This is a genomic window from Gaetbulibacter jejuensis (genome assembly GCF_039524015.1).
GTDB lineage: Bacteria > Bacteroidota > Bacteroidia > Flavobacteriales > Flavobacteriaceae > Gaetbulibacter_B > Gaetbulibacter_B jejuensis.
The window spans coordinates 93,627-106,924 of the sequence record NZ_BAAAGF010000005.1 but is presented as its reverse complement, the minus strand read 5'-3'; the positions used below and the strand labels follow the sequence as shown (position 1 = coordinate 106,924).

General features: G+C 35.0%; 11 protein-coding genes and 1 riboswitch. All 11 genes read left to right on the top strand.

The window, feature by feature from the left end; translation table 11 throughout:
* Positions 1–13: 13 nt before the first annotated feature.
* The 11 genes from ABD011_RS14530 (at position 14) to ABD011_RS14480 (ending at position 13,264) form a co-directional block, all read left to right on the top strand.
* The gene (locus tag ABD011_RS14530) at positions 14–2,104 is read left to right on the top strand and encodes a HEPN domain-containing protein (protein WP_343799421.1); all 2,091 of its coding nucleotides are present in this window, start codon (positions 14–16) and stop codon (positions 2,102–2,104) included.
* Between the two features lie 2 nt (positions 2,105–2,106).
* On the top strand, positions 2,107–2,877 hold the full coding sequence (cobA, locus tag ABD011_RS14525; protein WP_343799661.1) for a uroporphyrinogen-III C-methyltransferase: 771 nt from the start codon (positions 2,107–2,109) through the stop codon (positions 2,875–2,877).
* Positions 2,878–2,879: 2 nt separating this feature from the next.
* The gene (locus ABD011_RS14520) at positions 2,880–3,467 is read left to right on the top strand and encodes a precorrin-2 dehydrogenase/sirohydrochlorin ferrochelatase family protein (RefSeq protein ID WP_343799419.1); all 588 of its coding nucleotides are present in this window, start codon (positions 2,880–2,882) and stop codon (positions 3,465–3,467) included.
* Positions 3,468–3,469: 2 nt separating this feature from the next.
* Positions 3,470–4,519 (top strand): NAD(P)/FAD-dependent oxidoreductase, encoded by a 1,050-nt coding sequence (locus ABD011_RS14515; RefSeq protein WP_343799417.1) that lies wholly within the window; start codon positions 3,470–3,472, stop codon positions 4,517–4,519.
* A 134-nt stretch (positions 4,520–4,653) separates the two neighbouring features.
* The gene (epsC, locus tag ABD011_RS14510) at positions 4,654–5,385 is read left to right on the top strand and encodes a serine O-acetyltransferase EpsC (protein WP_343799415.1); all 732 of its coding nucleotides are present in this window, start codon (positions 4,654–4,656) and stop codon (positions 5,383–5,385) included.
* On the top strand, positions 5,382–6,272 hold the full coding sequence (gene cysM, locus ABD011_RS14505; RefSeq protein ID WP_343799412.1) for a cysteine synthase CysM: 891 nt from the start codon (positions 5,382–5,384) through the stop codon (positions 6,270–6,272). The genes epsC and cysM overlap by 4 nt, the downstream gene beginning before the upstream one ends.
* Positions 6,273–6,331: 59 nt before the next feature.
* Positions 6,332–6,449: riboswitch (SAM riboswitch) on the top strand.
* Between the two features lie 48 nt (positions 6,450–6,497).
* Positions 6,498–7,511 (top strand): homocysteine S-methyltransferase family protein, encoded by a 1,014-nt coding sequence (locus ABD011_RS14500; RefSeq protein ID WP_270005445.1) that lies wholly within the window; start codon positions 6,498–6,500, stop codon positions 7,509–7,511.
* Positions 7,512–7,514: 3 nt separating this feature from the next.
* Entirely contained in the window at positions 7,515–10,244 is a 2,730-nt protein-coding gene (metH, locus tag ABD011_RS14495; protein ID WP_343799408.1) for a methionine synthase, read from the top strand.
* A 195-nt stretch (positions 10,245–10,439) separates the two neighbouring features.
* Positions 10,440–11,393: a methylenetetrahydrofolate reductase [NAD(P)H] gene (metF, locus tag ABD011_RS14490; RefSeq protein WP_343799406.1), complete on the top strand. Its 954-nt coding sequence runs from the start codon at positions 10,440–10,442 to the stop codon at positions 11,391–11,393.
* 34 nt (positions 11,394–11,427) lie between these two features.
* Complete coding sequence (locus tag ABD011_RS14485) at positions 11,428–12,519, top strand: acyloxyacyl hydrolase (protein WP_343799404.1); 1,092 nt, start codon at positions 11,428–11,430, stop codon at positions 12,517–12,519.
* A 1-nt stretch (position 12,520) separates the two neighbouring features.
* A complete protein-coding gene (locus ABD011_RS14480) occupies positions 12,521–13,264 on the top strand; it encodes a head GIN domain-containing protein (protein WP_343799402.1) in 744 nt (247 codons plus the stop codon).
* Positions 13,265–13,298 lie beyond the last annotated feature (34 nt).

Below are 13,298 nucleotides of genomic sequence, written 5' to 3'. Positions count from 1 at the left end.
AAAGCGACGCACCATGCAGAGTTTTAGAACAGAAATAGAAAATCCAGTTGTAGAGAAAGACATTATAGAATTAGCTAGAAAAATTGAGCTATTCCATAATGGAAACATTGATGAAGAAAAGTTTAGAAGCTTACGTCTTGCTCGTGGTGTTTATGGGCAAAGACAGCAAGGTGTTCAAATGATTCGTATAAAATTGCCTTACGGAAAGGTGTTAAGTAAACAATTACGCCGAATTGCAGATGTTTCAGACGAATATTCTCGTGGCAGATTACACATCACTACTAGACAAGATATACAAATTCATTACGTAGATCTTGATAGAACGCCAGAGCTTTGGGCAGAATTAGAACGTGACGATGTAACCCTTCGTGAAGCTTGTGGTAATACGGTAAGAAATGTAACAGCAAGCGAAACTGCCGGAATTGACTTAAACGAACCTTTTGATGTGTCTCCTTATGCAGATGCTTTATTTAAGTTCTTTTTGCGTAATCCAATTTGTCAAGAAATGGGACGTAAGTTTAAAGTGTCTTTTTCAGCATCAGACGAAGATACAGGATTGTCTTACATGCACGATTTAGGCTTTATCGCAAAAGTTGAAAACAATGTACGAGGATTTAAAGTGATGCTTGGTGGCGGATTAGGTTCGCAACCACGACATGCCGATGTGTTTTATGAATTTTTGCCTAGTGATAAAATTATTCCAGTAATGGAAGGTGTTTTGCGCATCTTTGATCGTTATGGCGAACGTAAAAGTCGTGCAAAAGCGCGTATGAAATTCTTAATAAAAGATATTGGTTTAGAAGAATTTAAGCGCCTTGTAGCAGAAGAGCAAAAAGCAATTGAATTTGCATCTATTCCAATTGATGCAGAAAATTATCCAGTTTCAAAACCAGTAAATGTTACTGCACCAGAAGTTGATATAAAAGACGAAAAAGCATTTCAAACTTGGAAAAACACCAATGTTATCAAACAAAAACAAGATGGTTATGTAGCGATAGGAATAAAGGTGTTGTTAGGTGATTTTTATACAGACAAAGCACGATTGTTAGCTAATTTAGTCGAAGATTATGCAGCAGGAGAAATACGATTAAGCTTACGCCAAAACATATTAATTCCGTTTGTTAAGGAAGATTTATTGCCATATTTCTATCAAGAATTATCCAAATTAGGGTTTGCAGAAGCAGGTTATAACAAAGCGGTAGATATTACAGCTTGTCCAGGAACAGATACTTGTAATTTAGGAATAGCAAGTAGTACAGGAATTGCTGAAGAATTAGAGCGAGTCATTAAAACTGAATATCCACAATACTTAAATAACAAAGATCTTGTAATTAAAATTAGTGGTTGTATGAATGCTTGTGGGCAACACAATATGGCAAATATTGGATTTCAAGGTATGTCAATTCGTACACCAGATAAATTAGTTGCGCCAGCATTACAAGTACTTTTAGGTGGTGCAAACAAAGGTAACGGTCAAGGTGTTTTTGCAGACAAAGTAGTAAAAGTACCAAGTCGTCGTGCGCCAATAGCGCTACGTCGTTTATTAGACGATTTTCAAATTAATGCAAATAACTTGTCGTTTGAAGATTACTACCAAGACAAAGGACAAATGTATTTTTATGATATGCTTACAGACTTATCAGATGTTAGTAATTTAACTCAAGACGATTTTATCGATTGGGGAAATACCGAAGTTTATGAAAAAGCAATAGGTATTGGTGAATGCGCTGGCGTAGTTATCGATTTAATTTCAACTTTATTTTTAGAAAGCGAAGAAAAACTAGAGCTAGCAAAAGAAGCGTTAGAGAACAATGTGTATTCTCACGCCATTTATCACACGTATAATGCGTTTGTAAATTCAGCTAAAGCAATATTGCTAACAGAAAATAAATCAACCAATTCTCAAGCAGGAATTATTAAGCAGTTTGATGAAGATTTTGTAGCAACAAAACGTATTCCGCTAGACGTATCATTTTCAGAGTTAGTATTTCAGATTAAAGAAAACGCTCCAAGTAAAGCATTTGCAGAGCAATATTTTAAAAGTGCTGAAGCCTTTTTAAAAACAGTAAAAACCTATCGTGAAAACGATCAAAAAGTAGCATGATGATGAAGACAATAATTCCAAAATTAACCATTGTTGGTGCAGGACCTGGCGATCCAGAATTAATAACGCTTAAGGCTATTAAAGCTATTCAGTCAGCAGATGTAATTCTCTACGATGCTTTAATAAACAAAGATTTGCTTGACTATGCATCAAAAAAAGCAGAACTGATTTTTGTTGGTAAACGCAAAGGTTGTTATGCTTATCAACAAGAACAAATTAATGATTTAATCGTTCAGCGAGCAAAAACAAAAGGACATGTTGTAAGGTTAAAAGGAGGCGATCCTTTTGTGTTTGGTCGTGGAGCAGAAGAGATAGATTATGTGAAGCCTTTTGGTTTAGAAACTTTTGTGGTGCCAGGTATTTCGTCAGCATTGGCAGTGCCAGCATTTCAAGGTATTCCGTTAACAAAACGCGGTGCTTCAGAAAGTTTTTGGGTCATTACTGGTACAACCAAATCGCATAATATGTCTAATGATATTGTACTTGCAGCAAAATCTACCGCAACTGTGGTAATCCTTATGGGAATGGGAAAACTACAGCAAATTATGGACGTGTTTTCATCCGAAGGTAAAGCAAATACTGCAGTAGGAATTATTCAAAACGGAACAACAAAAGATGAAAAATTTGGCATTGGAACCGTAGATACAATTTGCGATGTTGTAAAAAAGCAGCAACTGTCTAATCCAGCAATTATTGTAGTTGGTGATGTTGTAAAACAGCGTGTTGCGCTTAATTCAATCGCTAAACAAGTAGAAACTTTAAAAGTAGCATAATTATGAATGAAAGAAATAATTTATATCCAATTTTTATAAAAATGCATAGCATTAATACGCTAATTGTTGGTGGTGGTTATGTGGCTTTAGAAAAACTAACGTTTTTACTAAAATCTAGTCCAAACGCTAAAGTGACAATGGTAGCTAATTTTTTTAGACCAGATGTTATAACATTAGCAAAGCAGTTTGATGTTAAGTTAATCAAGATGTCTTATCACAATTCGTTTTTATTGGATCAAGATTTAATCATTGCAGCGACAGACAACCCAGAAGTAAATAAACAAATTTACAACGATGCAAAAGCTAATCATATTTTGGTAAACGTCGCAGATACACCAGAGTTGTGCGATTTTTATTTAGGAGGTATTGTTACTAAAGGTCATGTAAAAGTAGCTATTTCTACCAACGGAAAATCGCCAACAACAGCAAAACGTTTAAGACAGTTTTTTGAAGACGTCATTCCAGAAAACATAGACGATTTGGTGCAAAATTTAAACCGATTTAGAAAAACAATTAAAGGCGACTTTGAGCATAAAGTTCAAACCCTAAACAATGTGACTAAAACATTAATTTCAAACAAACAGATTTAAACATGATTAAAACCGATATATTAATAATAGGCGCAGGACCAACCGGATTATTTACCGTTTTTGAAGCAGGATTATTAAAATTAAAATGCCATTTAATAGATGCATTAGCACAACCTGGTGGACAATGTTCAGAGATTTACCCCAAAAAACCAATCTATGACATTCCTGGATTTCCTGAAATTTTAGCAGGCGATTTAACCAAAAATTTATTGGAACAAGGCAAACAGTTTGAACCTGGTTTTACGTTAGGAGAACGTGCAGAAACCATAGAAAAGTTAGAAGACGGTTCGTTTATTGTAACAACAAATAAAGGCACAAAACATCATGCACCAGTAGTAGCAATTGCTGGTGGATTAGGAAGTTTTGAACCTAGAAAGCCTAAAATTGAAAACCTAGAATTTTATGAAGACAAAGGTGTTGAATATATGATTAAAGACCCAGAAGTGTATCGCAACAAGAAAGTGGTGATTTCTGGTGGTGGTGATTCGGCTTTAGACTGGAGTATTTTTCTTGCTGATATTGCGTCTGAAGTGACTTTGGTTCACAGAAGAAACGAGTTTCGTGGCGCTTTAGATTCTGTAGAAAAAGTAAAAGAGTTAAAACTTTTAGGAAAGATTAATTTAATTACACCAGCTGAAGTTACAGCCATACATGGTGATCAAAATGTTGAAGGTGTAACTATCGAAAAAGAAGGTGAAAACATACTTTTAGAAGCTGATCATTTTATTCCGCTGTTTGGTCTATCACCAAAACTTGGACCTATTTCAGATTGGGGATTAGAGATTGAAAAAAACGCCATAAAAGTTGATACGTTAGATTATCAAACCAATATTCCTGGAGTTTTTGCTATAGGCGATGTTAATACCTACGAAGGTAAATTAAAGCTGATTTTATGTGGTTTCCACGAGGCAACATTAATGTGTCAATCAGCTTATAAAATTATCAATCCTGGTAAAAAATATGTTTTAAAGTATACAACCGTTAGTGGTGTTGATGGTTTTGATGGAACCAGAAAAGAAGCGCCAAAAGCAGTTGTGCAAGCAATAGATTAATGATTAGTTGCTGTATATTTAGTTGTAATTCCTCGTGGTGAAATTTTTTTACTACGAGGTTTTATTTTAATAAAATCTTAAAGCTTGTGATAAACTAAAAATGGAATAGTAATTTTAGCATTCATAAGAAAAACATGCAGATAAATTTACGAATTAAAGAGACCGTTTCAGATGTAACAAAGCAATTGTTCTATGCATTGTTTGATGATGAAGTAAGACAAAAAGAACAACTGAAACAGCTAAAGCCTATATTTAAAACAGTTGTTGAAGACATTACAGATAAAGACTCTGAAATCATTTGGAGTACTTTTGAAAGTATGCTTCCAACGATAAAAAAGAAAATTGAGTTAGATGCCAAAGCTGCCGAAAAAAATGATCCAGCTTGTAAGAGTTTGCAAGAAATTTATCTAGCATATCCAGGCTTTCATGCCATAGCAATTTATAGGATGAGTCACGAATTATTTAAAATGGATTTACCTATTATTTCTAGAATGATGAGCGAGTGTGTTCATGGTAAAACAGGTATCGATATTCATCCAGGAGCAACCATTGGCGATTCATTTTTTATAGATCACGGAACAGGAATTGTAATTGGAGAAACTAGTATTATCAAAAACAATGTCAAGATTTTTCAAGGTGTTACTTTAGGTGGATTATCGGTTAAAAAAAGTTTATCGCAAACCAAACGTCATCCAACCATAGAAGACAATGTAACAATTTACGCAAACGCAACTATTTTAGGAGGCGATATTGTAATTGGCAAAAACAGTGTTATTGGTGCCAATGTGTGGATTACGCAATCCGTTCCACCAAACTCATTAGTGACCTATAAGTCAGAAATTAATATAAGTACAAGACCATCATGATACAAAGTCAATCAATAACTAATTTAATAGGAAATACGCCGTTAATTGAAGTGCAAAACATCCTAAAAAAAGATGGTGTAAGACTGTTTTTAAAACTTGAAGGAAAAAATCCAGGTGGAAGCGTTAAAGATCGTGCTGCATTTAATATGATAAGCGAAGCTTTAAAACGCGGAGATATTAAACGTGGCGATACTTTGGTTGAAGCAACTAGTGGTAATACTGGTATTGCATTAGCTTTTATTGCGAAATTATTAGGCGTAAATATGATTTTAGTAATGCCTGAAAATTCTACCGAAGAGCGAATAAAAACCATGCGTGCTTATGGTGCCGAATTAATTTTAACGTCTTCCGAAGTTGGTATTGAAGGCGCTCGTGACGAAGCCGAAAGACTCCATAAAGAAAAGGGCTATTTTATGTTAAACCAGTTTGCAAATGACGATAACTGGAAAGCACATTACAAAACTACAGGTCCAGAAATTTGGCGCGATACCAATCAGCAAATCACGCATTTTGTCTCTGCAATGGGTACAACAGGTACAATTATGGGTGTATCTACTTACTTAAAAGAGCAAAATCCAGACATAACTATCGTTGGTGCGCAACCTAAAGATGGTGCAAAAATTCCGGGAATTAGAAAATGGCCAGAAGCTTACAGACCTAAAATATTTAATCCTCAAAAAGTAGATCAAGTTGTAGAAATAAGTGAAGAAGACGCAAAAAAAACAGCTAATTTACTAGCAACTCAAGAAGGTGTTTTTGCAGGTATGAGTAGTGGTGGTTCTGTAGCATCGGCTTTAAAAATAGCGCAAACTATAGATAAAGGTGTTATTGTGGCAATCATTTGCGATATAGGTGATAGATATTTGTCTTCAGATTTATTTGAATAAATATTGCGATTCAATTATTTATTACGTTACTTTGTCCCATAGTTCATAATTAATATTGTTTGTTATCACGAAAGGCAGAGGGAATAGACCCGTTGAAGCCTTAGCAACCCTTAATTTTCTTTGATAAGAAATTTAAGAAGGTGCTAAATTCTACCCATTTTTTGGGACAGATAACCCGAGAATTATTCTTCTCTCTTTTCATGATGACATTTTAAAAATTATAAAATGTCAGACATTTTCAAAATATTACAACACCGAATTTTAGTTTTAGATGGCGCAATGGGAACCATGTTGCAGCGCTATAATTTTACTGAAGACGATTTTCGTGGTTCAAGATTTAAAGATTTTAAACATCCATTAAAAGGAAATAACGATTTATTATCGCTAACCCAACCAGAAGCTATTGCAGAAGTACACCGAAAGTATTTCGAAGCTGGTGCAGATATAGTTGAAACCAATACTTTTTCTGGAACAACCATTGGTATGGCAGATTACCATATGGAAGATTTGGTGTACGAGTTAAATTTTGAATCGGCTAAAATCGCAAAACAAGTTGCTGAAGAATTCACAAAAGCCAATCCTGAAAAACCGCGCTTTGTAGCAGGAAGTATTGGTCCAACAAACCGTACCGCAAGTTTAAGTCCAGATGTAAACAGACCAGAATATCGCGCAGTAACCTTTGACGAATTACGCATAGCTTACAAACAACAAGTTGAAGCTTTAATTGATGGTGGAAGCGATATTTTATTAGTCGAAACTATTTTTGATACACTAAATGCCAAAGCAGCATTATTCGCCATTCAAGAAGTTAAGGAAGAACGTAATATTGACATTCCGGTTATGGTATCTGGAACCATTACTGATGCTTCTGGTAGAACTTTGTCTGGGCAAACTGTAGAAGCATTTTTAATTTCAATATCACATATACCATTGTTAAGTGTTGGTTTTAATTGTGCACTTGGTGCAGACCAATTACAACCGTATTTAAAACGCTTATCTCACGAGACCGATTTTTACACATCAGCACATCCAAACGCAGGATTGCCGAATGCTTTTGGTGAGTACGACCAAACAGCCAAACAAATGCAACAGCTAATTGAAAACTACCTAAAAGATGATTTAATAAACATCATCGGTGGTTGTTGCGGTACAACACCAGAACACATAAAAGCGATTGCTGAAGTTGCTTCAAAATATAAACCTAGAACTGTCGGTTCGAGCGCAGTCGAGAACTTTTAATGTATGAAAGAGAACAAAAACCGATATCTAAAATTATCAGGTCTAGAACCATTAATCATAACACCTGAAAGTAATTTTATAAACGTTGGCGAGCGTACTAACGTTACTGGTTCGCGTAAATTTTTACGATTAATAAAAGAAGAAAACTATGCCGAAGCATTAGATGTTGCGAGAGACCAAGTGGAAGGTGGCGCGCAAATTATAGATGTCAATATGGATGAAGGTATGCTTGACGGAAAACACGCAATGGTAACCTTCTTAAATCTTATCGCATCAGAGCCAGATATTGCACGATTACCTATTATGATTGATAGCTCTAAATGGGACATTATCGAAGCTGGTTTGCAAGTCGTACAAGGTAAATCGGTTGTGAATTCTATCAGTTTAAAAGAAGGCGAAGCGACATTTATCCATCACGCAAAACTTATCAAACGTTATGGTGCAGCAGTAATCGTTATGGCGTTTGATGAAGATGGTCAAGCCGATACCTACAAGCGTAGGATAGAAATATGTAAGCGTTCTTACGATATTTTGGTAAATCAAGTTCAATTTCCACCAGAAGACATCATTTTTGATCCAAATATTTTTCCTGTAGCAACCGGAATGGAAGAGCATCGTTTAAATGCTTTAGACTTTTTTAATGCTACAAAATGGATTAAAGAAAATCTACCTTATGCCAGCGTTTCTGGTGGCGTAAGTAACGTATCATTTTCGTTTAGAGGAAACAATGTCGTGCGTGAAGCTATTAATGCAGCATTTTTATATCACGCGATTCAACACGGAATGAATATGGGAATTGTTAATCCAACAATGTTGGAAGTCTATGATGAAATTCCGAAGGATTTACTGGAACACGTAGAAGATGTACTTTTTGACAAACGAGACGATGCAACCGAACGTTTACTAGAATTTGCCGAAACCGTAAAAGGGCAGAAAAAAGACGATGTAGCAAAAGTACAAGAATGGCGAAGCGAACCTTTGCAAGACCGTATTACGCACGCTTTGGTAAAAGGTATTGATGCTTTTATTGTTGAAGATGTTGAAGAAGCGCGACAAACGGTAAACAAGCCTATTCAAGTAATCGAAGGTCATTTAATGACCGGAATGAATGTGGTTGGCGATTTGTTTGGAAGTGGAAAAATGTTTTTGCCTCAAGTAGTAAAATCGGCTCGAGTGATGAAAAAAGCAGTCGCTTATTTACAACCTTATATTGAAGCAGAAAAAGACGATTCGCAACGCTCTAATGGTAAAATTTTAATGGCAACCGTAAAAGGCGATGTACACGATATTGGTAAAAATATTGTGAGTGTAGTTTTGGGTTGTAATAATTACGAGATTGTGGATTTAGGCGTCATGGTTCCGCCAGAAAAAATCATTGAAACTGCTAAAAAAGAAAACGTCGATGTTATCGGTTTAAGCGGTTTAATTACACCATCGTTAGACGAGATGGTTTACGTTTCGCAAGAAATGGAAAAACAAGGGTTTAATATTCCGTTGTTAATTGGTGGCGCAACGACGTCTAGAGCGCATTCTGCGGTAAAAATTGCACCACATTATTCCAATACTGTTGTGCACGTCAACGATGCGTCTAGAGCTGTAACGGTTGTAGGAAATCTGCTGCAGAAAGATAACAAAGTGTATAAAGAACAGATTCGTGAGGAATACGAAAAATTCCGTGAGCAGTTTTTAAAACGTGGTAAACAAAAGGAATATGTCTCAATTGAAGAAGCACGTGACCGAAAGTTTAAAATCGATTGGAAAACAACCGACATTGTAAAACCAAAACAATTAGGAATACAAGATATTCAAGATTTTGATATTACGATTTTAGAAGATTATATCGATTGGTCACCATTTTTTAGAAGTTGGGATTTACACGGAAAATATCCAGATATTTTAACCGACGACATCGTTGGCAAACAAGCAACCGAATTGTTCAAAGACGCTAAAGTTTTGCTTCAAAAAGTTTTTGATGAAAAGCTGCTGAAAGCAAAAGCAGTTTTTGGATTATTTCCTGCAAATACTGTAAATGATGATGATATTGAGGTGATAATCGAAGAGTGTCATGCTGAACTTGATTCAGCACCTAAAAAAGATTTCGACTGCGCTCAATCTGACACTGCAAAATTCCTAACACTGCGTCAGCAACTTAAAAAACGTGAAGGTGTTCCAAACTTTGCATTAGCCGATTTTATCGCGCCTAAAGACACAGGAATTCAAGATTATATCGGCTGTTTTTGTGTGACTACAGGTTTTGGAACCGAGCAATTAGCAAAAGAATTTGAAGCGAATCACGACGATTATAATTCCATAATGATAAAAGCATTAGCCGATAGATTAGCCGAAGCTTTTGCAGAATATTTACACAAAGAAGTGCGAACAAAACATTGGAATTACGCTTCCGAAGACCATTTAACCAACGAAGATTTAATTGCCGAAAGTTATAAAGGTATTCGTCCTGCGCCAGGTTATCCAGCTTGTCCAGATCATTTAGAGAAACAAACCATTTGGGATATTTTAAAAGTCGAAGAAACTATTGGTGTAAAACTAACCGAAAGTCTTGCAATGTGGCCAGCAGCAAGTGTAAGTGGTTATTACTTTGCAAATCCAGAAGCTAAATATTTTGGGTTAGGAAAAATTACCGAAGATCAATTAGAAGATTATGCCAAAAGACGTGGTATGTCAACCGAGGAAGCTCAAAAGTGGCTGAATCCAAACTTGTCAGAAAATTAACTAATAATTACAAATAAATTAATATTCGATATTAAATAAATCACTAATCTTGCAGCAACAAATTTGCTATAAAAATGACAAAATTTAAAGTAGAAATACGATTTGCTTTTCAGTTGATTTTAATCACTGGATTGTCTTTGTTGGTTGCATATTTATCGGCTTAAAGTTTGATAAGATTGGTGCCAAACATAGACTATGAAGGTAACCGAACATATAAAGCAAGCCAAAGGAAAAACCTTGTTTTCTTTTGAGATCATTCCTCCACAAAAAGGAAGTAACATTAAAGAGTTATACAACAATATTGACCCTTTAATGGAGTTCAAGCCACCATTTATTGATGTAACAACGTCTAGGGAGCAACATGTTTATATAGAAAAAGACGGTTTGTTAGATCGAAAAATCACGCGTATGCGACCAGGAACCGTTGGTATTTGTGCATCTTTAAAATATAAATACAACGTTGATACAGTTCCGCATGTGTTATGTGGCGGTTTTAGTAGAGAAGAAACCGAATATTTACTTGTAGATTGCCACTATTTAGGAATTGATAATGTTATGGCATTACGAGGTGATGCTATGAGTCATCAAAAGTATTTTGAGCCTTCAAAAGGAGGTCATCAATATGCTAGCGAATTGGTTGAGCAAATTCAAAATTTGAATAAAGGAAAATACTTGCACGATGTTATTGAAGCTAGCGATAAAGCTGACTTTTGCATAGGTGTTGCTGGTTATCCTGAAAAACACATTGAAGCACCTTCGTTACAAAGCGATTTAAAACGCTTAAAACACAAAGTAGATTGTGGTGCAGATTACGTCGTAACACAAATGTTTTTTGATAATAAAAAATACTTTGAATTTGTTGAAGCTGCGAAACAAGCAGGAATTACAGTGCCAATAATTCCAGGAATAAAGCCAATTGCGACTAAAAAGCACTTGCAATTATTACCGCAAGTATTTAAAATAGATTTACCAGAAGACTTAATTGATGCTGTTGAGGATTGTAAAGACAATAAAGCTGTGCGACAAGTAGGTGTAGAATGGGCAATTAATCAATCTAAAGAATTACAAAATGCAGGTGTGCCAGTATTACATTATTACTCAATGGGTAAAAGTGACAATATAAAAGCCATTGCTGAGCGGTTGTTCTAAATATTCTGTTATTTTTGCTTCACTAAATTAAACTATGAAGCAGCTTGTTACCTATACTTTTTTGTTTTGTTGTGCTTTTATTTTTGCACAGGAAAAGCAAACAACATCTACTTTTGATGTCAATTATTTTAAAGGTAATATTGCGCTTCATAATGATGATATTCTTCATTTAATCAATGGGCATCCCGAAGGTTTTATTTTAAGTTGGAATAAAAAAACCTTTGGTCATCAAGCTTGGGAGCAACGTTACAACTATCCTGATTATGGTGTGTCATTTGCTTATCAAAATTTAAAAAATGAGGTCTTAGGAGATAATTATTCCTTGTACGCGCATTATAATTTTTACTTTTTTAAAAGGAATTTAATGTTGCGAATTGGTCAAGGGTTAGCCTATACAACCAACCCTTATGATAAGGTTGATAATCATAAAAATATAGTGTTTGGTTCTCGTTTGTTGAGTAGTACCTATTTAATGCTCAACTATAAAAAAGAACGCTTGTTTGATAGGTTTGGGTTTCAAACAGGGTTAAGTCTTATTCATTATTCAAACGCTAATGTAAAAGCACCAAATACTAGTGTTAATTCCATAACCTTTAATGTTGGATTGACGTATAATTTAGAAGAAGAAACTCCTGAGTATATCTATAACCTTTCAGAAGAAAAATTCACAGAACCCATAAAGTTTAATTTTGCTTTAAGAAGTGGAATAAACGAAAGTGATGTAGTTGGTAGTGGTCAATATCCTTTTTTAGTTGTGTCTGCTTATGCTGATAAACGTTTAAGCCATAAAAGTGCAGTGCAGCTGGGAGCAGATGTGTTTTTCTCGCAATTCTTGGAAGAATTGATTTACTATAAATCTGTTGCTTTTCCTGAAGATAATGTTAGTGGAGATGAAGACTGGAAACGTGTTGGTGTTTTTGCTGGTCATGAGTTGTTTATTAATAAACTGTCTGTAGTAACCCAGTTAGGGTATTATGTTTATTATCCATACGATTTTGAAGGTAGAACCTATTTTAGAGTGGGAATGAAGCGTTATTTTGGAGATAAAATATTTGGAGCACTAACTTTAAAATCTCATGGTGCAAAAGCCGAAGCTGTTGAGTTAGGTGTAGGAATACGATTGTAAGATGAAAAAAATAGTTTACATAGTAAGTTTTATAATGCTTTTTGCTTGTGATAGCGAGGATGCGAGCGACTGTTTTCAAACCACAGGAACCATTGTGCAAGAAGTTGTAGAAGTTGCAACTTTTAATAAAATTTTGGTGAATAGAAATGTGCAGTTGATTTTAAAACAAGACGCTGAAACCACTATTATTATTGAAACTGGTGAAAACTTACTGTCTGATGTTGAAGTAAAAGTTGAAAACGCACAACTTATACTTTCAGATAATAACACCTGTAATTTTGTAAGAGACTACGCTGCAACAAAAGTGTATGTTACAGCACCAAATATTACTGAAATAAGAAGTTCAACTCAGTTTGAAATACAGTCTGATGGTGTTTTAAATTATAATAATTTATCGCTGTTGTCAGAAGATTTTAACGCGCCAGGAACGTTTACAGTTGGCGATTTTAGAATGGAACTTAATAGCAACCAAGTTAGAGTTACATCTAACAATATCGCGTCTTTTTACCTTTCAGGAGTAACTAACAATTTATTTGTAGGTTTTTATTCTGGAGCTGGTCGTTTTGAAGGTGAACAACTTATAGCTCAAAATGTTGATGTGTATCATCGTGGTAGCAATGATATGATTGTGAATCCGCAAGTAGAGTTAACAGGCAAATTACTTGGTACAGGAAATTTGATTTCAGTAAATCAACCACCAATTGTTGAGGTGGAGGCGTTGTATACAGGAGTGCTTATTTTTTGAGTAGTATTAAATTCCTTCCCTTTGGGAAGGTTAG